Origin of the sequence: Mesorhizobium sanjuanii (assembly GCF_002529485.1) — a bacterium.
GTDB lineage: Bacteria > Pseudomonadota > Alphaproteobacteria > Rhizobiales > Rhizobiaceae > Mesorhizobium > Mesorhizobium sanjuanii.
This window is the reverse complement of sequence record NZ_NWQG01000198.1, coordinates 1-19,237: the sequence shown is the minus strand read 5'-3', so window position 1 is coordinate 19,237 and position 19,237 is coordinate 1. Positions and strand designations below refer to the sequence as shown.

Below are 19,237 nucleotides of genomic sequence, written 5' to 3'. Positions count from 1 at the left end.
GAGGGGGGTGCCTGACGCATGCTTTCCTCGTCCGAGCATCCCCTCCCCTCCCACTACCTCAAGATGCCGCATGCCGAAAAAGGCCTGGCCGTCGGCCTGTTCGGCGGTTCGTTCAATCCGCCGCATGCCGGTCATGCGCTGGTCGCCGAGATCGCGCTGAGGCGCCTGGCGCTCGACCAGCTGTGGTGGATGGTGACCCCCGGCAATCCGCTCAAGAACACGCGGGAACTGGCGCCGCTGACGGAGCGGCTCCACCTGTCCGAGCAGATCGCCAAGAACCCGAAGATCAAGGTCACCGCCTTCGAGGCCGCGCATCATGTCCGCTTCACCGCCGACACGCTGGCGCTGGTCAAGGCGCGCAATCCCGGCGTCGACTTCGTCTGGATCATGGGCGCCGACAGCTTGCGCGATTTCCACCGCTGGCAGCGCTGGCGCCAGATCGTCATGACGTTCCCGATCGCGGTGATCGATCGCCCGGGCGCGACGCTGTCCTTCCTGTCGTCGGTCGTTGCCAAGACCTTCGACTACGCCCGCGTCGACGAGGGCGATGCACCGCGTCTCGCCCGGATGAAGGCGCCGGCCTGGACCTTCATCCACGGCCCGCGCTCGTCGCTGTCGTCGAGCGCCATCCGCAAGATGGCGAAAGGCTGAAACTGCACGAACTTCCTTTCTTGACCAAGGGAGAAGGCACGTCCGGCGATGTCGTTTTTGCAGCGGCCTTTGCCTGATCCTTAGGCGATCCTGCGCCAAGATGACGATTGTCGAGCGAAACCAGACCAGACACGACCCGCGGCAGGGCAGCCCGTCGGCGCCGACGATCGCCATTGCCAGCGTCATCCTGTCGATGGCGCTGGTCGCGGTCGGCAATGGGCTGATGTTCGCCTATATACCGGTTCGCCTCGGCGCCGAGCGTTTCGATCCGACCTGGGCCGGGCTGATCATCACCGGCCTCTCGGCCGGCGGCCTCGCCGGCTGCATCCTCACCGGACCGCTGGTGCGGCGCGTTGGCCATGCCCGCGCCTTCATGGTGCTGTCGGCGCTGATCGTGTTGTCCAATGCCGCCGTCGGGGCCGGGACGATCCCGCTGCTATGGATCGCGGCGCGCGCGCTCTATGGCTTTGCCATATGCGGCCTGTTCATCGTCGCGCAGAGCTGGCTGAACGATGCTGTCGCCAACGCCATACGCGGCCGGGTCATGGCGGTATTCTACGTCGCCTATGTCGCGGGGCTCGGCGTCGGCTACGCCGCGCTGGCGGCGGTCGATATCGGGACTGCGCAGGCGCCGCTGATCGGCATCGCCTTCACCGCGCTGTCGATCCTGCCCGTGGGGCTGACGCGGCTCGCCCAACCGCCGGCGCCGCAGGCTGCATCGGTGGCACTTGGCCTGGCTTGGCGGATTTCGCCCGTTGGTGTCGCCGGCATGCTCGCCGTCGGCGGTCTGTCGATGGCGATTTCGGGCTTCGCGCCGATCCACGCCACGGCCAAGGGCTACAGCCAGGCGGATGTGGCGCTGCTTTTGTCGGCGATGCCGGTCGGCACGCTGATCCTGCAGATTCCGCTGGGTTGGATTTCCGACCGCACCGACCGGCGCTATGTGCTGATCGCCGCCTCGGCGCTCGCTTTGGTAGCAGGCCTTTTCGCACTGGGCTTCGACGGCGGCGCGCTGGCGGCGCTCGTTGTCATCTACATAGTCTGGGACGGGGCCTCGGAATCGATCTATTCGCTGGCCAGCGCGCATGCCGCCGACCGCGCCAGCAAGGACGACATGGTGGCGCTGTCCAGTTCGCTTCTGTTTGCGTGGTCGCTGGCGGGTTTCATCGTTCCCGGCATCGTGACCGGGCTTTCCGTCATCTATGGCACGCAGACCTTCATCTATGTGGCCATCGCGATCGCCGCTGCGTTCTGCCTGTTCGTGCTGTGGCGGGTGACGACGACGCTGGCCGTTCCAGCCACCGAGACCGGCAACTTCGCGCCGATGAGCGCGCAAGCGCCGCTGCCGGTTGAGCTGGCCTTCGCGCCGGAGGAGCAGCGCGGTCGCTCCGACGACTAGTGCAAATGCCTGAGCTTGTCGGGGTTACGCACGACATAGATCGCCGCGATCTTGCCCTCCTCGATTTCGAGCGCGGTCGTCTGAAGTTCGCCATCGGCTTCCAGTGTGATGAAGCCTGGCAATCCGTTGACGAAACCGACACGAACCAGTGTCGAGCCATTCTCGCGCAACCAGGCCGCCACCTGCTCGTATTGCTTCATGACGGCGTCGAATCCCAGGGCCGGCTCGACCGCTGCCGGACGTTTGCCGCCGCCGTCGGCATGGGCGCTGACATCGGCCTTCAGCATCGCACCAAGCGCCTTCATATCGCCGCTGCGCGAGGCGGTGTAAAAGGCCCTGGCAAGCGCGAGGCCACGTTGTTTTTCCACCTGGAAGCGTGGGCGTGCCTCGCGCACATGGCTGCGTGCGCGGGCAGCGAGTTGGCGACAGGCCGCCGCGTCGCGCTGAATGGCGGCTGCGACCTCGTCAAATTCCAGCCCGAACACATCATGCAACAGAAAAGCTGCTCGCTCGAGCGGAGAGAGGCGTTCCAGTGCGAGCATCAACGGCAACGTAACGTCTTCTGCTTCGTCGTCCTCCACGACGGGATCGGGAAGCCAGGGTCCAATATAGGTCTCGCGCTGGCGTCGTGCCGATTTGAGCTGGTCCAGACAAAGGCGCATGACCGTGCGGCGCAGGAACGCTTCGGGCTCGCGCACCTCTGTGTGGTCGGCCTTCATCCAGCGGATGAAGGCCTCCTGCACCATGTCCTCGGCGTCCGCCATGGAGCCCAGCATGCGGTAGGCGACGCGCACAAGCTTTGGACGCAGCGGCTCGAAACTCGCCGCCGCATGCTCGGACTCGGCGGTTATCATCAGGCGGCAGCCGCCTTGGCGGCGGACCTTATAGCTGCCGGATCCGCCCAGGCACTGAAGCCAACCGCAAGGCGATTGTAGCCGTTGATGACATTGATCATCAAAGTGAGCTTCACCTGCTCCTCCTCCGTGAACTCGGCCTTCAGGGCACCATAGGCACTTTCGTGCGTATGTCCTTCGGACATCCGCGTCAGCGCGTCGGTCCAGCCGAGCGCGGCGCGTTCACGGTCGGTATAGCAAGGCGCCTCGCGCCAGGCCGACAGAAGGTAGATGCGCTGCTCGGTCTCGCCGCTTTCGCGCGCAAACACTGTATGCATATTGAGGCAGTTGGCGCAGCCGTTGATCTGGGAGGCGCGGATCTTCACAAGCTCGCTGAGGCTGGGCTCGAGGCTGGAGGAAATGGCGAAGGCCGCTCGCTGCCATTCCTTCATCAGGGAAGGGGCAGCGGCGAAGAGGTCAAGTTTGGCGGTCATGATTGGCTTCCTTCTGTTGGTTGCGCCTTCATGACGAGCGAGGATCCGCTGATGTGACATGCGCGCCAAATTTTGTGCCTGCCACCACGCGAGGTGACGGCGCCGCGCCGCAAGATAGTGAGAAATTCGGGACTGGGCGAAGGAATCCAATCTCGGCGTTACCCATGCAAAAGAACGCTGGTGGTCGAGCACCCGCGCCCGGCGATTATTGCCTTGTGGTGGAGGCCTCCTGCCGTGGCGCTTCCGGTGGGGGCGCCGGAACCGAAATGCCGTCGGCGTCGAAGGCCTGCTTGGCGCGTTTGGTGAGGTCGATCTGGGTGGCGAAGAAGTCGGCGGACGAGGTCCAGTAACGCAAAGTGATGGCGACGGTGCTGTCGCCGACGGTGGCGACAAAGGCGATGGGGGCCGGTTCCCGCCGGACGCGCCGCTCGGCGGCGGCGACGCCGAGCATGGTTTTTTGCGCGAGATCGATGTCGTTCCACGAGCCGATGGTCAGCGTGATGTCGCCGCGACGGACGCCGTTGCGCGAATAGTTGCGGACAGGCTGGTTCCACAATGTCGAATTGGGAGCGAGTATATAGACGCCGTCGACCGTCCTCAGCCGGGTGGCGAACAGCCCGATCTCCTCGATGGTCCCGGAAATGGCGCCGACCTCGACATATTCGCCGATGCGCAGTGGCCGCAGCGCCAAGAGCATGATGCCGGCGGCGATATTTTGCAGCGTGCCCTGCAGCGCCAGGCCGATCGCCAAGCCAATGGCGCCGATGACGGCAATGATCGAGGCGGTCTGCACGCCGAACTGGCCGAGCACCATGATGACGACGAGGACCAGGATGGCGTAGCGGACGATTTTCGAGAAGAAATGGCGCAGCGTCGCGTCGAAGCCGTGGATATGGCCGAGGCCGGCAAAGATCGAGCGCTCGGCGATGCCGGCGGCGATATAGCCGACAACCAGCAGGATGACGGCGCCGATCGCCGAAAGCGAGTAGGAGACGATCAGCGTGCTGAGTTGCGCCAGCCCCGCCTGCACGGTGAGGACGGCGTTCTGAGGGTCGATCGGCATGACAAAAATCCCGTTGATCGATGCGCCGATAACCCCTGCAAAGCGCCATGAGTTCCGATATTTTTGGCGAGCTGGACCAGCAGGGCAGGCAGGGCGTTCGACGACAGCGGAGGCTGCCGTCTTGAAACTGCAACGGAACTCTGCCTATCTAAGCGGTGTCACCTGATTTCACGGGTGATTTGGTTGTTCTTGCTGCGAAAGGAAATACACTGAGAACAGCACTGCGGAAGAGGGCCGATATCGTGCCTTCGCCGGCCGGGATCAGCGTAAACGACGCCGTGTCCCGCGCCATCAAGACAGTCCTTGCCAGTCTGGAAGACTCCAAGGCCGAAAACATCGTCTCAATCGACATTCAGGGGAAATCGAGCCTCGGCGACTATATGGTCGTCGCGTCCGGCCGATCGCACCGTCATGTCTCGGCAGTCGCCGATCATCTCCTCAAGGCGCTCAAGGATGCCGGGCTCGGCACGGCGCGCGTCGAGGGGCTGGCAGGCGCCGACTGGGTCCTGATCGATTCGGGCGACATCATCGTCCATGTCTTCCGTCCCGAAGTTCGCGACTTCTACAATCTCGAAAAGATGTGGCAGGCGCCGGACCTCGAGGAAGAGACCTTGCACTGAGCCGTATTTGTCTTGGTGCTTGTCGTTGTGCCGGTGCGCACCCTCGGTTGAAGCCCGAGGACACGCTTCTGGGGCGACATGCATCAGCGGCTCCTTGAGGTAGGATGAAGATATCAGTTCATGCCGTGGGCCGAATGAAAGCCGGCCCCGAGAAGCAGCTCGCCGACCGCTATTTCGAGCGCTTCGCCAAAAGCGGCCCCACTGTGGGCCTCGAATTTGCCGGTATTGCCGAGATCGCGGAAGGCCGCGCCCAGACCGCCACCGAGCGGCGGCGCGAGGAAGGCCAGCGGTTGCAGACATATTTGCAGCCGGGCGCCGCGCTGCTGCTGCTCGACGAGCGCGGCAGGAACCTTTCCTCCGAGGATTTCGCCGGCCGCATCGGCCTGCTGCGCGACGGCGGGCGCAAGGCGCTGGTCATCGCCATCGGCGGCGCCGACGGCCACGATCAATCGCTGCGCGATCAGGCCGATCTGATGGTGTCGTTCGGGTCGCTGACCTGGCCGCACCAATTGGTCCGCGTGATGCTGGGCGAGCAGCTTTACCGGGCCGCCACCATTCTGTCCGGGCATCCCTATCACCGGTCGTGAGTTTCCATCCCCGTTCTTGACCGGCTTTGGGCGACAACCGGTGGCGAACCGATGGATGGTGCGAGCCGCCCGGATTTCCGCCCCAATGCAGCGGCACATTGTGTGCCGTTGGCAGGGCTTCGAACATGGTTGATGGTTCGTTAACGAAGCCACGCATAGAGTCGGGCTTCAATGTCTGAGACTGGACGATCGAGAGCGAGCATTCTGCGCGGCTGCGGCATTGCGGCGGCGGTGTTTGTGCTGTCGCTCAGTGCCGGTAGGGCCGAGAATACGCTCGACCTGGCGCCCGATCCGGACAAGAGCCGGGCCGAGTACGAGCAGGTGTCGAAGGAGATCACACTGTCATCCGAGCGGCTGGCCAAGCTCGCCGCCGACATAGCGACCATCAAGAAGGACCATGCCTCGATCACCGCGGCGCTGATCCAGTCGGCGATGACCGAACAGAAGCTTGGCCAGGATATCGAGGACATCGGCGCCAAGCTGGAAGGGCTGAAAGGCGAGGAGCAGAAGATCCGCGCCTCGCTGGCGGCCAGACGCGACGTCCTGGCCGAGGTGCTGGGCGCATTGCAGCGCATGGGGCTCAATCCGCCGCCGGCGATCCTGGTCAAGCCGGAGGACGCGCTGTCGTCGGTACGCAGCGCCATCCTGCTTGGCGCCGTGGTGCCGGAATTGCGCCAGCAGACCGAAATCCTGCTGGCCGACCTCAAGGAGCAATCGCGGGTGACGGCCTCGATCGAGGCGGAGCGGGCACGGTTGACGGCGGCCGTCGGTGAGCAAACGGCGGAAAAGAAGCGGCTAAGCATGCTGCTCGAAGCCAAGCAGAAGCTCGAGGCTGACACGCAAACGGCGCTGGCCGCCGAAAAGCAGCGATCCCAGATGCTTGCGGCCAAGGCCGGCAGCCTGAAGGAACTGATCGCGTCGCTCGAGGCCGACAAGGCGCGCAAGGCGGCGAACGCAGCCAAGGCGGCCGAACAGAAGTCCGCCGACGCCGACAAGGTCCCGGCAGAGCCGGAACTGGCGTCCCTGCCGGTGCCGGAAGCCAACCAACTCACCGCCGCAGCGCCGTTTGCGGCGCTCCAGGGGCAGATCGCGCTGCCGGTCATCGGAAAGATCAAGCGGCGTTATGGAACCGATGATGGTAACGGCGCGGTGATGCTCGGCGACATGGTTGCGACACAATCGGGAGCCATCGTCACAGCGCCGGCGGACGGAAATGTGCTTTATGCGGGACCTTTTCGCTCCTATGGTCAACTCTTGATCCTGAACGCCGGTGACGGCTATCATGTCGTTCTGGCGGGGATGAGCAGAATCAGCGTCGCGTCTGGCCAGTCGGTGCTCGCAGGAGAGCCGGTCGGTGCGATGGGGGAGACCCGGGTGGCAAGCACCTCGGCCTCGAAGAATGGAAATGCCACGCCGGAGCTCTACGTCGAGTTCCGCAAGGATGGAAAACCCGTCGATCCGACCCCATGGTGGGCGGACCGTTTGTCTGGAAGGACGTGAGATGATGCGGAAACTGTCGCTTCTGTTTGCCGGTGCGCTGATGGGCGCATCCGCGATGAGCCTGGTCTATGGTGCGCCAAGCTCGACGGCGAACGCTGCGGGCTCCGAGACCTACAAGCAACTGGCGATCTTCGGCGACATCTTCGAACGGGTGCGGGCGCAATATGTGACGCCGCCCGACGACAAGTCGCTGGTCGAGAACGCCATCAATGGCATGCTTACGTCGCTCGATCCGCACTCTTCCTACATGAATGCCGAAGAAGCGCAGGACATGCGCGTGCAGACCAAGGGTGAGTTCGGCGGCCTCGGCATCGAGGTCACCATGGAGAACGACCTGGTCAAGGTGATCACGCCGATCGACGACACACCTGCCGCCAAGGCGGGTGTGCTTGCCGGCGACTATATTGCCAAGATCGACGGTGACGAGGTTCGCGGCCTGACCCTCAATGATGCGGTCGAGAAGATGCGCGGGCCGGTCAACACGCCGATCAAGCTCACCATCCTGCGCCAGGGCGCCGACAAGCCGATCGAGCTGACGGTGGTGCGCGACATCATCAAGGTCAAGGCGGTCAAGTTCCGGGTCGAGAACGACATCGGCTACATGAAGATCACCTCCTTCACCGAAAAGACCTATGACGATCTCGAGAACGCCATCGACACCATCAAGAAGCAGGTGCCGAACGACAAGCTCAAGGGCTATGTGCTCGATCTCAGGCTCAACCCGGGTGGCCTGCTCGACCAGGCCGTGAGCGTGTCCGACGCCTTCCTGGACCGCGGCGAGATCGTCTCGACGCGCGGCCGCGATCCGAAGGATGTCACCCGCTTCGACGCCAGGCCGGGCGACGACATTGGCGGCAAGCCGCTGATCGTGCTCGTCAATGGCGGATCGGCCAGTGCGTCCGAAATCGTCGCCGGCGCTCTGCAGGACCTGCGCCGCGCCACGGTGGTCGGCACGCAATCCTTCGGCAAGGGCTCGGTGCAGACCATCATTCCGCTTGGCGAGAACGGCGCGCTGCGCCTGACGACGGCGCTCTATTACACGCCGTCGGGCAAGTCGATCCAGGGCAAGGGCATCACGCCCGACATCAAAGTCGACCAGCCGCTGCCGCCGGAACTGCAGGGCAGGGACCTGACGCGCGGCGAATCGGACCTCAAGGGCCATATCAAGGGCGCCGACGAAGGCGCGACCGGTTCGGGTTCGGCAGCCTATGTGCCGCCGGAGCCGAAGGACGACCTGCAGCTCATCTATGCCGAGCAGCTTCTGCGCGGCGAAAAGACCGATCCGGCGTTCCCGCCGAATCCGGACAAGGCTGTATTGAACCAGTAGGGTCCGTGTTGAACCAGTAAAGGTCGATCGGCCGGGCTTTTGTTTTGATGCATGTCGTCGTCCCAAAACCGGGACCACTTTTGGGCGACATGCATTGAAGCTATGGCCGCCTGATCGAAGCGATGCGATGCTGCCGGGGCCGCGAGGTTCCGGCAGTTTGATTCGGGGCACCGCGGCTGGAGCGCCATACGTCTGAGTAATGCGCCAGCGATGTGGATTTTCGCGCGGGATCTCACACGAAAAGTGAGTTTCACTTTTCGGATCATGCGCTTGGGGATGCGGCTTGGCTGACATCGGCAAGGATATCGAACGCCCGCTCGGACTGGCCGTCCGGCCGACACGCGCGGCCGGCAGCAGGATCAGCGCCCGCGCGGTCACGGCCGCGCTCGTCGTTCTGGCCGTGATCGGCGTCTCCGGCGCTATCGCGCTGCGCGACAAGCCGTTTCGAAAGCCGGAGGTCGTTGCGGTTTCAACGCCGAAGGTGACGGCCGCCGCCGCGCCGGCCACCGAGCCAGCGGCGGCGCCGAATGCGGAAGCAGCCCCCAAGACCGGCGGCCCGCGGATCATCCATGTCGAGACCGAGGAGGGCGATGCTCCTCCTAAAGCTGCGATTGTCATTCGCGACCCTTCGGCCATCGGCCAGAACCTGAAGATCGCCCATCTTCCCGACCGGGCACTGATCGAAGCCAGCGACACCGGCCCGTTGCCGGTCCGTGCCGCCGATGGCAGGCGGCCGTTCGATGTCTATGCGCGGCCGTGGTCCGGGGCGCGCGGCGCGCGCGTGGCGATCGTCATTGGCGGGCTCGCCGTGTCGCAGACCGGCACGCAGGCGGCCATCGCCAAGCTGCCGGCAGAGGTGACGCTGGCGTTCGCGCCGCAAGGCAACAGCATCGGCCGCTGGATGCAGGCGGCGCGGCAAAGCGGCCATGAGATCGTCATGCAGGTACCGCTCGAACCGTTCGACTATCCGAACGTCAATCCCGGCCGCAATACGCTGACGATCGCGGCGAGCCCGGACGAGAATTTGAAGAGCCTGCGCTGGGCGCTGTCGCGGACGACCAACTATACCGGCGTGATGAACTATATGGGCGCGCGCTTTTCGGCCGACGCGACGGCGATGGGTCCGTTCATGGCCGAGCTTGGCAAGCGTGGCCTGGCCTATGTCGACGACGGCTCCTCGGCACGCAGCCTCGCCCCCGAACTGGCACTGAAAGACGGCGTGCCGTTCGTGGCGGGCGACACGGCGATCGACGCCGTGCAGGACCGTGGCGCCATCCTCAAGAAGCTGGACCAGCTCGAAGCGACGGCCCGCGCCAAGGGCTCCGCCGTCGGCATCGGCTCGGCCTTCGACCTGACGGTCGACACAGTGGCGTCCTGGGTGATCGAGGCCAGGAAGCGCGGCATCGAGATCGTGCCGATTTCGGCAGTGGCGATCGATCCGCAAAAAGGTTGAGCATGGCTAAGGCAAAGAAGATCGATCCCGAGACGCTGCCCTATCGCCCCTGCGTCGGGCTGATGATCCTGAATTCCGCGGGCCTGGTGTGGGTCGGCCATCGCATTGCCGAACCGGACAGCGAATTCGCCGGCACGACGCAGCTCTGGCAGATGCCGCAAGGCGGCATCGACAAGGGTGAGGAGCCGCTGCAGGCGGCGGAACGGGAACTGTATGAAGAGACCGGCATGCGCTCGGTCTCGCTGCTGGCAGAGGCGCCGCACTGGATCAATTACGACCTGCCGGCGCATCTGGTCGGCATTGCCTTCAAGGGCCGATATCGCGGCCAGACACAAAAGTGGTTTGCCTTCCGTTTCCATGGCGACGCAAGCGAGATCCAGATCAATCCGCCGCCGGGCGGCCACACCGCCGAGTTCGACGACTGGGCGTGGCGGCCGATGCCGGACTTGCCCGACCTGATCGTGCCGTTCAAGCGCAGGGTTTATGAGGACGTGGTAACGGCGTTCCGGCATCTGGTGACGCCGGCCTGACCTGAATCTCAGGTAGTCGTGACAGTTGCCGCCTGGGTGTGGTGGCCTTATTGATGGCCAGTCCGCAGCGAGCAAGGCCGGCATGAACGACGTCCTCAAAAAATCCGTTCCGGGAGAGGCGGCTGCCGAAAGCGCCACGGTCAGCGAGACGGTGGCTGGTGCGATCCTGACGATCGATCTCGGTGCGATCCGCCAGAATTTCCGGCGGCTGAAGGCGCGGCTGGGCAGCGCGCGCTGCGCAGGGGTCGTCAAGGCCGATGGTTACGGGCTCGGCGCGGCGCAAGTGGCGACAGCACTGGCCAGGGAAGACTGCGACACATTCTTTGTAGCACTTCTGAACGAAGGGATCGCCTTGCGTCGCTCGCTGGGCCCGGTGCCCGCCATCCATGTGCTGAACGGCATGGCGCCCGGCGCGGAAGGGGAGGCGGAGGCAGCCGGGCTCACCGCCGTCATCAACAGCGTGGAGCAACTGGCGGCCTGGCGCACGGCTGCCCGCCGCGCCGGCCGGAAATTACCCGCGGCGATCCAGGTCGACAGCGGCATGTCGCGGCTCGGCATGGCAGCAGTGGAAGTGGAGGCCGTCGCCGGGGATCCACGGGCTTTCGACGGTATCGACGTGACCTTGGTGATGAGCCATCTGGCTTGCGCCGACGAGCCCGCGCATCCGGCCAACGAACGGCAGCGGCTGGAATTCGAGCGGCTACGCAAGATGCTGCCGAAGGCGCCGGCTTCGCTCGCCAACTCATCCGGCATCTTTCTTGGATCGCGCTTTCACTATGATCTCGCCCGTCCCGGTGCGGCGCTCTACGGCATCAATCCGACGCCGGCCGAACCGGACCCGCTGCTGCCGGTGGTGCGGTTGGAGGCCAAGGTCATCCAGACGCGAATGCTGGAGGCCGGTGCCGGTGTCGGCTATGGCCATACTTTCCATACGCCGGCTCCGCTGGCTGCCGCGACGATCTCATTGGGCTATGCCGACGGCTGGCATCGACGTGCCGCCTCAGCCGCCTGGTTCCAAGGCGTGCGACTGCCCTTCCTCGGACGCGTGTCGATGGATTCGATCATCCTCGACATTTCGGCGCTGCCGCCCGGCAGGCTGAGGGCAGGCGATCTCGTCGAACTGATCGGGCCGTCGCAGACGGTGGACCAGGCGGCCGGCCATGCCGGCACCATCGGCTACGAAATCCTGTCCAGCCTCGGCCGTCGCTTTCACCGGCGCTACGTGAACGGTTAGACCAGCCGCCCTCTTGGCGAGCGCGGTAAAATCCGGCAGACAGAACATGATGATGGCCCGCGCCTCAAACCCGGACAGAATGTCGTTGCGGAGAGTTATGCGATGAAGATCTTCGTGCTGGGCGGTGGCGTGATAGGGGTCACGACAGCCTATTTTCTGGCCGAGGCCGGCCATCAGGTGACGGTGATCGACCGCCAGAAAGGTCCGGCGCTGGAAACCAGCTTCGCCAATGCCGGCGAGATCTCGCCGGGCTACGCCTCGCCATGGGCCGGCCCTGGCGTTCCGCTGAAGGCGGTCAAGTGGCTCTTGATGAAGCATGGTCCACTGGTGGTGCGACCGACGCTGGACCCGTATATGTGGATTTGGCTGGTCAAGATGCTGCGCAACTGCACAACCGAGCGCTATGCGCTGAACAAGGCGCGCATGGTGCCGCTGGCGGAATATAGCCGCGATACGCTGAAGGCGCTGCGCGAGGCGACCGGGATCGCCTATGACGAGCGCGCCAAGGGGACGTTGCAACTGTTCCGCACGCAACAGCAGCTCGACGGCACATCAGGCGATGTCGAAGTGCTGAAGAGCTATGGCGTTCCCTACGAGATACTCGATCCCGACGGCTGCATCGCGGCCGAGCCGGGCTTGGCGGGGGTTCGCGAAAAATTCGTCGGCGGCCTGCGGTTGCCTGGCGACGAAACCGGCGACTGCAAGATGTTCACCGATCGTCTGGCCGAGCTTTGCGCGGCGCGGGGCGTCACCTTCGAATACGACGTATCGATCAGGCGCATCGTCAGGAATCGCAATCGCATCGCCAACATCAACACAAGCAAGGGCTGGAAGGCGGCCGATGCCTATGTGATGGCGATGGGCAGCTATTCGGCCAGGTTCATGCGCATGCTGAGGCGGCCGATCCCGGTCTACCCGGTCAAGGGCTATTCGATCACAGTGCCGGTCAAGGATGCCGCCGCCGCGCCGGTGTCGACGGTGATGGATGAAACCTACAAGGTGGCGATCACCAGGCTCGGCGATCGCATCAGGGTCGGCGGCACGGCGGAGATTTCCGGCTTCGACCTGAGGCTGCACGAAACCCGGCGCCGCACGCTCGAACACTCGGTCGGCGATCTTTTTCCAGGCAGCGGCGACATGCGCGCGGCGACCTTCTGGTGCGGGCTGCGGCCGATGACGCCGGACGGGCCGCCGCTGATCGGCCGCACCGAGTTCTCCAACCTCTATCTCAACACCGGCCACGGCACGCTCGGCTGGACCATGGCCTGCGGCTCGGCCAAGGTGCTGGCCGACATCATCTCCAGCCGGGTGCCCGACATCAATGTGCGCGATCTCGGGCCGGAGCGGTACGTCAGGTAAGACTTTACCGCGCTGGCCTCCGGCTTCAGCTACCTGGCATGTGCGGCACTGTTTTTTTGTGAGAACTTGAAGCTGCCGCCATGATTGCATCGACGTTTTCCGGCGCGAAGAACTCGGCGGGCGATGTCGTCCCGGCGTTTAGCCGCGCAAACCCGTCCATGGCCTCCTGATTGCCATGGATCGCGCCGAACAGCTGCTGCATCTCGGGCGGCGGCGGTTCCAGCGTCGCCAGCAGGCAGGTGAATTCGTACATTGCCTTTACCTGTTCATCCCGGGCACGATGGTAGTCGCCCATCGCATCCTCGAATGATCGCGTTCCGGAGAAAACCGCGGCAAGTGCGGCGGCGCAAAGTTCGGCGTGTTGGAAGGCGTCCATAATTCCTTGCGCCGTGATGAAGTCCTTGTTGTAGCCGGCATCCCCCACGAGCGCCCAGCCCGGGCCGTAAGGTCTCCGGAAGTAATTGGGCACGGCTGTGCCGGCAAACCGTGCTTCCTGCCTGGCGCCGCGCAGTCGATCGGCAAACATTGGCGCGAGCTCGATCGTCCTCAGGTAATTTCCTTCAATGTCCTTCTTGTTCTCGATGAATTCCGCGTATGGCCAGCCGGCAATGACCAGCGTCAGATCGTCGTGGGTTGCAACCGCGGCGAAGCCGCGATGCTCGCGGATATATTGTTCGAACCGGCCTTCCATCGGTAGCCCGCTCCAATAGGTGTAGTATCCGGCGAGCAGGGCCGGCTTTTCGTCATATTGTTCAGGCCGAACTGCCTCGGCAACTATCGAGTGTCTGCCATCGGCGCCGACAACGACGTCCGCGCGCTCAATAATGTCGCTACCTTGCTTGGAATGGCCCTTTATTCCGACCACGCGTCCGTCTTCGATCAAAATCTCCTCGACGGCGAAGCCTTCGCGGACCTCGGCGCCGGATTCGGCGGCCGCATCGACGAGTAACTTGTCCAGTATCGTTCGCCGCGGGCAGTAGGCCAGCGGTGCCGCCGGCGTACCTGGCGAACCGGCAATCGTGAAAGGGCCGAAGTCGAAAGAGTAGGTGTGAATGGGCGGGCATCCCGTCGCTGTCAGCCGATCGAGCAGGCCCCATCTCGACAGGGCGCTCGCGCCAAGCGGATGCAGGATGTGGGTGGATACCGTGTCGCTCGGAAAGGTGGCGCGGTCGACCAGCAAGACACAATAACCCTGCCGGGCCAGCAGCATCGCCGTCGGCGCCCCGGCGCAGCGTGCGCCGACGACGATTGCGTCGAATTTCTTGTTCATTTCGACCTCCTCGGGTTCGCCTGAACCGTGGCCTGCCCCCCCTCTTTGCCCTGCGGCCTGGCGTATTCGACTGTCGCACCCGATCCGGTACGACCCGTGTGGTTCGAAGTTACACCCGGAACGGAATCAAATCTTTGCCGGAATTCCGTGTTTCTTTGCAGCGAGAGCTGAAGGCGCTGGGCTTGATCGAGTGGAGCTGCGGATGGACGCCTTGTCAGAGGCGCTGAATGCGGTGCGCATGACCGGCGCCATCTTCTATCATGCGGAGTGTACCGCCCCTTGGGGATTCCAGGTGCCTCACGTTCGCGATGTTGCCCATGTGCTTGCCCCCGGAACCGAACGGCTGGTGAGCTATCATCTGGTCACGGAGGGAAGGGCCGTCGTATGTTTCCCGCAATCCACCATACCCGTCTCGGCCGGCGATGTGTTGATCATCCCGCATGGCGATGCACATACCGTCTCGAACGGCTCGCCCTCAAAATTTGTCGATAGCGGGAGTACGCTCGGCAGGTTTCTGGCGGGCGATCTCACGACGATGCGGTTGGGCGGCGGTGGCGAAACGACACGATTCGTCTGTGGTTATTTCGGCTGCGAGCGACACGCGGACAAGCTCTTTCTCGCAGGCCTGCCGTTGATGATCAGGATCAATATCCGTGGCGATTCCGCCGGCGAGTGGCTGGAAAACTCGATTCGCCATCTGGTCTCGGAGGCCGGATGCGGACGCCCTGGGCAGTCCATTCTCCTGTCAAAGATGGCGGAGGCGCTCTTCATCGAAACACTGCGGCGATACATGGAGCGATTGCCCGCGGAGCAGACCGGTTGGCTGGCGGGTGCACGGGATGTGGTGGTCGGCAGCGCGCTGGCGCTGATGCATAGAAGGCCTTTCCATCCATGGACGATAGCCGAGTTGGCAATGGAGGCCGGAACCTCGCGCTCGGTCCTGGCGCAGAGGTTCACGCTTTATCTCGGGGAGCCGCCACTTGCCTATCTGGCGCGCTGGCGACTGCAACTCGCGGCAAGACTGCTTGAAACGACCCAACACACGGTGCTGCAAGTGGCGTCGGAGGTCGGGTATGATTCAGAGGCGGCTTTCAACCGGGCATTCAAACGTGAATTTGGCATCCCACCAGGACAATTCCGAAAAAGGGGATCGCAATCGGACCCTGTGGAAGCCGAGCGCAAAATAGCGGCTCGCATTTCGCTTGAAGTTACATGAACGCCCGCAGATTTTAGAAAGCTTCCTTCACCCAGCCCTCGGAGAACAGCAGCCGATAGGCCCATGGCACCATCACATTGGTGGCGACCCGGTTCGAATGGGCGACATAGTCGTCATAGATCGGCTTCATCCTGGCGTAGAAGGCGGGGTCGAGCACCATCATGCCGTTCTCGGAATCGTGGAAGAAGCTGCGGTTGTTGAGGTTGACCGACGAGATCGTCACCAGCCTTTGATCGATCATCATGATCTTGGAATGCAGCACGACATCCGGCGCCTTGAACTCGCGGATGTCGATGCGGTCGCCATATTTCTCGACGAACAGCTTGTTGAGCGCGGTGAGGAACTTGCCGCCTATATCGCCCTTGAGGTCGATGCGGCCGATAATGTCGATCTTGACGCCGCGCGCCAGCGCCCGGTCGAAGGCCTGGGCCAGGCTCGGCGTCAGATTGAGATAGGGATTGACGATCTCGATGTGGTTTTGAGCCATGTCGATCAGTTCGACAAAATAGCCCTCCAGCGCGTGGCCGTCGGCATAGGGCACGGAGATGAAATGCCGCGCCGTGCCAGGCGGACGCCGGCCGTCCGAACGGACCGGAATCGAGAAGGGTCGCGAAATGTTGGTATCGGCGTCGCGCAGCCACAGCGTCGACAGATGTGCCGCGAGCGTCTCGACCGTGGTCGGGTCCGATATCTCGATGTCGAAGTCGCTCCAGTTCGAATAGTAGTTCAGCGACAGCCCGTCGGTCTTGCCATATTGCTGGAGATCGGGATAGCGCGACAGGTCGATCGGCCTGTGGAACAGGAAGCCGTCATGGATGTTGCGGCCGCCGATGATAGCACGCGAGCGGCGGGGATCCTCGGCCAGCGTCGCCAGCATCTTGACGTGATGGGTCTTGTGCAGCTGTGACAGCTGTTCGTCGATCGGCGCGCCATGGTCGGCTCGCCAGCGGTACTCCTGCAATTCGACGTTGGGAAACTCGGCGGCCAGCCGGTGCAGCATGGCGTCGTCCTTGTCGCGCTCCAGCACGTCGGTCACCATGATGCGCACCTTGGCGCCCTGCGCTGCGTGGTGGCGGATCAGCCGCTCGATGATGCGGCCGGAAAAGTCCGCTTTGAACTCCAGCGACGACAGATAGATCAGCTTGAGTTTCGGCGCGTGGGAGAAATCGAGCGGCAGCTCGGGATCGCCCTTGTCGAACGCGCTGTCGGGCAGCGGCACGCCCAGCAGCGCTTCGACCTTGGCATTGAAGCCGTCGCGCGACTTGCGCAGCAGGCGCGGCTTCCCGGGCGTCAGCGTACAGGTCTGCGACAGCCAACGGCTGGCGTAGAAGGCGCGCTCGAGCGCATCGAGGCCGGCCGGATCTGGAACGGGACAACGCTCATAGCGGCTGTCCAGGGCGGCGAGCGCCGGATCGGCGACCTCTTCGCGCAGGATGGTGAGCGGAGCGCCAGCCCGGGCCAGGCTGGAGCTGATATCGAGATCGCAACGGTTCAGGGCCTCGCCTGGAAACAGGCTGGTGTCGCCGCTCGCCAGGTGGATGCGAAACGCCGTGCCTGGCGGAAAGCTGCGTGTGCTGCCGGCCTGCCGGACCGCCAGCATGCCGTCGCAGGCGCCGCCGATGTCGACCGGCTCTCGGCCCGCCTGACGCAGCACGATCTCGACCGAGCGTGCTTGTACGCCGGAAAAGCTGAACGTCTTGGCCCCGGACGGCCGCGCCGCTGCGTCGATATAAAGCGTCTGCCGCGACACCCGCCAGCGCCCGTCGAACCGGCCCTCGCCTTCTTTTCCGTTCGACGGCGGCACCTGTCCCGTGGCGACCGGTTTGGCCAGTCGTTCCAGCGTCCGGTAGGTTGCCTGGAAATCGTTGTTGGCAATGTCATGGCGGTCGTGGCCGAAAGGGCCGGTGCCGTTCGCCCGGTCCATCGCGCCGAGCTGGTGGTGGGCGAGCACCGCCAGGAAACGTCTCTCGTAGTCGTTTCCGTCCGCGTCGCCGAAAAACTGGGCCGCCGCAACCTTCGCACTCGATGCCGTGGCTGACAGCGAAGGGCGAGCGCAGGCGCTTTCGCCGGGAAAGACATCGCAGCTGCCCACTGAGCGATCGGCGCAGCCAGCAAGAATAACCAGCGCCAGTCCGAACAGCGCCATATATCCGGCGCGTCGCTGGCTCACCCGGTCGCTCCGTTCATCGCCTTCAGCTGGGCGGGATCGCGCGGCGGCATGAACCCTTGCGGGAAGACCTTGCAGACGGGAAGCGCAAAGGTGGCGATCAAAAGCTCCGCCTGCCTGCGCATCTTTCCTGGCGCCGTCTTGTCGTCGCGGATCGCCTTCGCCGAGGCGACCAGCGCGCCGTCGCAGTCGCAATGGTTGCGGCGGGCGATGTAGCAGGCATCATGGGTCTGGCAGGCGGTATCGAGGCGGTCGACTGGCCGGGCGGAGAGGTCGCCGGTGCGGGTGCCGGGGCCGCAATAATTGCCGACGACGAAAGGCGAGGGGCGCGCCATCGCATAACGCACCGGCTTGGGCAGTTCCGCTTCCGGCACTTTCGTCCACGGATTGGCGCAGGCCGAAAGCGCCAGCAGGAGGATCGCAAGAACGGCTCGCATGTCTACCTGCGCCAACTTCCCCAGAAATGCCCTGTCCGGCGCGGCGGCACAACAAGACGTCGGCAACAGCGCATCGCCACACTCGCCGACTTTATGGCGAGGAAAAGGCGCGGTTGCCTTGATGCATGTCGTTGTCTCAAACCGGTTCCCACCCTCGGGTCAGGCCCGTGGGCATGCTTTTGGCGACATGCGTCACGCGAATAATCCCCGTTCCTTTTCCACTGCCTTGGTGATGAAGCTGGCGACGATCTGCACGCGGCGCAGCGGCCTCACCGATTCGTGATAGACCAGCCAGTAGGCGCGGCGGATGGGCGCGACGATGTCGACGGGCACCAGTTCCGGCATCGAGCGGGCGACGAAGGTGTGGAGGATGCCGATGCCGGCGCCGGAACGCACCGCTTCGGCCTGGCCGAGCGCGGAGGAAATTGCAAAGCTGGTGCGCCATTCGGCGCTGAACTCGGCCGCATAGTCGAGCGAGGGGCTGACGATGAGGTCCGGCACATAGCCGATCAGCGTGTGCTGGCCGAGTTCGCCAGGCGTCCGCGGCAAGCCGTGCGCCTCGGCATAGGCGCGGGACGCGAACAGACCGAGCGTGTAGTCGACCAGCTTTCCGGCCACCAGCCTGCCTTCCGTCGGCCGCTCTACGGTAATGGCGATGTCGGCTTCGCGCCTGGACAGCGAGAACGAGCGCGGCACCGGCACCAGCTGGATGGTGAGTTCGCGGTGCAGGGCCGTCAGCGCGCCGAGACGCCTGGCCAGGAAGGCGACGCCGAAACCGTCCGGCGCGCCGATGCGCACGGTGCCGGAGACATCGTCGCCTTCGCCGGCAACCGTGGAGCGCGCGGCGATCATGTCGCCCTCCATGCGCTCGGCGATTTCGAGGAAGCGTTCGCCCGCCGGCGTCAGCTCACTGCCGGTGGTAAGCCGGCGAAAGAGTTTTGTCCTCAGCGCATCCTCGAGCGCGGCGATGCGGCGCGAGACGGTGGCGTGGTTTAGCTCCAGTCGCCGCGCGGCGCCGAGGATCTGGCCGGCACGCGCCACGGCGAGAAAGATGCGGACGTCATCCCAGTTCATGGGGATGGCCCGCCTTAGTAATG

General features: G+C 64.3%; 18 protein-coding genes. 11 read left to right on the top strand and 7 right to left on the bottom strand.

All coding sequences use genetic code 11. The features are described 5' to 3' along the window. The first annotated feature begins 63 nt into the window (after positions 1–63). Together CN311_RS25785 and CN311_RS25780 are read left to right on the top strand one after the other, a co-directional pair. Complete coding sequence (locus tag CN311_RS25785) at positions 64–651, top strand: nicotinate-nucleotide adenylyltransferase (RefSeq protein ID WP_097576485.1); 588 nt, start codon at positions 64–66, stop codon at positions 649–651. Between the two features lie 100 nt (positions 652–751). After that, a complete protein-coding gene (locus CN311_RS25780; RefSeq protein ID WP_097576484.1) occupies positions 752–2,050 on the top strand; it encodes an MFS transporter in 1,299 nt (432 codons plus the stop codon). On the opposite strand, the gene CN311_RS25775 is transcribed toward CN311_RS25780, so the two are convergent. From CN311_RS25775 to CN311_RS25765, 3 genes are all read right to left on the bottom strand, one after another. Next, positions 2,047–2,904, bottom strand: coding sequence for a sigma-70 family RNA polymerase sigma factor (locus tag CN311_RS25775; RefSeq protein WP_097576483.1), 858 nt, complete (start codon positions 2,902–2,904; stop codon positions 2,047–2,049). The two genes, CN311_RS25780 and CN311_RS25775, sit on opposite strands and share 4 nt — an antisense overlap. Further along, the gene (locus CN311_RS25770) at positions 2,904–3,377 is read right to left on the bottom strand and encodes a carboxymuconolactone decarboxylase family protein (protein ID WP_097576482.1); all 474 of its coding nucleotides are present in this window, start codon (positions 3,375–3,377) and stop codon (positions 2,904–2,906) included. Before CN311_RS25770 ends, CN311_RS25775 begins: the two co-directional genes overlap by 1 nt. A gap of 205 nt (positions 3,378–3,582) precedes the next feature. Continuing rightward, the gene (locus tag CN311_RS25765) at positions 3,583–4,440 is read right to left on the bottom strand and encodes a mechanosensitive ion channel family protein (RefSeq protein ID WP_097576481.1); all 858 of its coding nucleotides are present in this window, start codon (positions 4,438–4,440) and stop codon (positions 3,583–3,585) included. A gap of 242 nt (positions 4,441–4,682) precedes the next feature. On the opposite strand from CN311_RS25765, the gene rsfS reads away from it, so the two are divergent. The 8 genes from rsfS to CN311_RS25720 all read left to right on the top strand — a co-directional run bounded on the left by rsfS (position 4,683) and on the right by CN311_RS25720 (position 13,050). Next, a complete protein-coding gene (gene rsfS, locus CN311_RS25760; RefSeq protein WP_023678068.1) occupies positions 4,683–5,060 on the top strand; it encodes a ribosome silencing factor in 378 nt (125 codons plus the stop codon). Between the two features lie 104 nt (positions 5,061–5,164). Next, entirely contained in the window at positions 5,165–5,647 is a 483-nt protein-coding gene (gene rlmH, locus CN311_RS25755) for a 23S rRNA (pseudouridine(1915)-N(3))-methyltransferase RlmH (protein ID WP_097576480.1), read from the top strand. A 171-nt stretch (positions 5,648–5,818) separates the two neighbouring features. Continuing rightward, positions 5,819–7,147, top strand: coding sequence for a murein hydrolase activator EnvC family protein (locus CN311_RS25750; protein ID WP_097576479.1), 1,329 nt, complete (start codon positions 5,819–5,821; stop codon positions 7,145–7,147). Between the two features lies 1 nt (position 7,148). Beyond that, positions 7,149–8,474, top strand: coding sequence for a S41 family peptidase (locus CN311_RS25745; protein WP_097576478.1), 1,326 nt, complete (start codon positions 7,149–7,151; stop codon positions 8,472–8,474). Between the two features lie 283 nt (positions 8,475–8,757). Further along, complete coding sequence (locus tag CN311_RS25735; protein ID WP_097576477.1) at positions 8,758–9,927, top strand: divergent polysaccharide deacetylase family protein; 1,170 nt, start codon at positions 8,758–8,760, stop codon at positions 9,925–9,927. 2 nt (positions 9,928–9,929) lie between these two features. Then, positions 9,930–10,457, top strand: coding sequence for an RNA pyrophosphohydrolase (locus tag CN311_RS25730; protein WP_097576476.1), 528 nt, complete (start codon positions 9,930–9,932; stop codon positions 10,455–10,457). 82 nt (positions 10,458–10,539) lie between these two features. After that, positions 10,540–11,691 (top strand): alanine racemase, encoded by a 1,152-nt coding sequence (gene alr / locus CN311_RS25725; RefSeq protein WP_097576475.1) that lies wholly within the window; start codon positions 10,540–10,542, stop codon positions 11,689–11,691. 30 nt (positions 11,692–11,721) lie between these two features. After that, entirely contained in the window at positions 11,722–13,050 is a 1,329-nt protein-coding gene (locus CN311_RS25720; RefSeq protein WP_342586708.1) for a D-amino acid dehydrogenase, read from the top strand. A 25-nt stretch (positions 13,051–13,075) separates the two neighbouring features. Here the strand turns inward: CN311_RS25720 and CN311_RS25715 are convergent, their stop codons facing one another. Further along, complete coding sequence (locus tag CN311_RS25715) at positions 13,076–14,320, bottom strand: NAD(P)/FAD-dependent oxidoreductase (RefSeq protein WP_097576473.1); 1,245 nt, start codon at positions 14,318–14,320, stop codon at positions 13,076–13,078. A 202-nt stretch (positions 14,321–14,522) separates the two neighbouring features. Between CN311_RS25715 and CN311_RS25710 the strand changes: the two genes are divergently transcribed. Further along, entirely contained in the window at positions 14,523–15,536 is a 1,014-nt protein-coding gene (locus CN311_RS25710) for an AraC family transcriptional regulator (RefSeq protein WP_097576472.1), read from the top strand. 13 nt (positions 15,537–15,549) lie between these two features. On the opposite strand, the gene CN311_RS25705 is transcribed toward CN311_RS25710, so the two are convergent. The 3 genes from CN311_RS25705 to CN311_RS25695 form a co-directional block, all read right to left on the bottom strand. Beyond that, complete coding sequence (locus CN311_RS25705) at positions 15,550–17,682, bottom strand: phospholipase D-like domain-containing protein (RefSeq protein ID WP_097576492.1); 2,133 nt, start codon at positions 17,680–17,682, stop codon at positions 15,550–15,552. Positions 17,683–17,702: 20 nt separating this feature from the next. Beyond that, positions 17,703–18,140, bottom strand: coding sequence for a phospholipase A2 family protein (locus CN311_RS25700; RefSeq protein ID WP_097576471.1), 438 nt, complete (start codon positions 18,138–18,140; stop codon positions 17,703–17,705). A gap of 192 nt (positions 18,141–18,332) precedes the next feature. Further along, positions 18,333–19,214 carry a LysR family transcriptional regulator gene (locus tag CN311_RS25695; protein WP_097576470.1) on the bottom strand — a complete coding sequence of 294 codons (882 nt, stop codon included), beginning with the start codon at positions 19,212–19,214 and terminating at the stop codon, positions 18,333–18,335. Between the last annotated feature and the right edge of the window lie 23 nt (positions 19,215–19,237).

What these genes read in the sequence shown, in the direction of transcription:
- CN311_RS25745 (WP_097576478.1), top strand. Translation starts at nt 7,149, where the DNA reads ATGATGCGGAAACTGTCGCTTCTGTTTGCCGGTGCGCTGATGGGCGCA.
- CN311_RS25710 (WP_097576472.1), top strand. Translation starts at nt 14,523, where the DNA reads ATGGACGCCTTGTCAGAGGCGCTGAATGCGGTGCGCATGACCGGCGCC.
- CN311_RS25785 (WP_097576485.1), top strand. Translation starts at nt 64, where the DNA reads ATGCCGCATGCCGAAAAAGGCCTGGCCGTCGGCCTGTTCGGCGGTTCG.
- CN311_RS25695 (WP_097576470.1), bottom strand. Translation starts at nt 19,214, where the DNA reads ATGAACTGGGATGACGTCCGCATCTTTCTCGCCGTGGCGCGTGCCGGC.
- CN311_RS25775 (WP_097576483.1), bottom strand. Translation starts at nt 2,904, where the DNA reads ATGATAACCGCCGAGTCCGAGCATGCGGCGGCGAGTTTCGAGCCGCTG.
- CN311_RS25750 (WP_097576479.1), top strand. Translation starts at nt 5,819, where the DNA reads ATGTCTGAGACTGGACGATCGAGAGCGAGCATTCTGCGCGGCTGCGGC.
- CN311_RS25765 (WP_097576481.1), bottom strand. Translation starts at nt 4,440, where the DNA reads ATGCCGATCGACCCTCAGAACGCCGTCCTCACCGTGCAGGCGGGGCTG.
- CN311_RS25715 (WP_097576473.1), bottom strand. Translation starts at nt 14,320, where the DNA reads ATGAACAAGAAATTCGACGCAATCGTCGTCGGCGCACGCTGCGCCGGG.
- CN311_RS25700 (WP_097576471.1), bottom strand. Translation starts at nt 18,140, where the DNA reads ATGCGAGCCGTTCTTGCGATCCTCCTGCTGGCGCTTTCGGCCTGCGCC.
- CN311_RS25770 (WP_097576482.1), bottom strand. Translation starts at nt 3,377, where the DNA reads ATGACCGCCAAACTTGACCTCTTCGCCGCTGCCCCTTCCCTGATGAAG.
- alr (WP_097576475.1), top strand. Translation starts at nt 10,540, where the DNA reads ATGAACGACGTCCTCAAAAAATCCGTTCCGGGAGAGGCGGCTGCCGAA.
- CN311_RS25705 (WP_097576492.1), bottom strand. Translation starts at nt 17,682, where the DNA reads ATGGCGCTGTTCGGACTGGCGCTGGTTATTCTTGCTGGCTGCGCCGAT.
- CN311_RS25780 (WP_097576484.1), top strand. Translation starts at nt 752, where the DNA reads ATGACGATTGTCGAGCGAAACCAGACCAGACACGACCCGCGGCAGGGC.
- CN311_RS25730 (WP_097576476.1), top strand. Translation starts at nt 9,930, where the DNA reads ATGGCTAAGGCAAAGAAGATCGATCCCGAGACGCTGCCCTATCGCCCC.
- rlmH (WP_097576480.1), top strand. Translation starts at nt 5,165, where the DNA reads ATGAAGATATCAGTTCATGCCGTGGGCCGAATGAAAGCCGGCCCCGAG.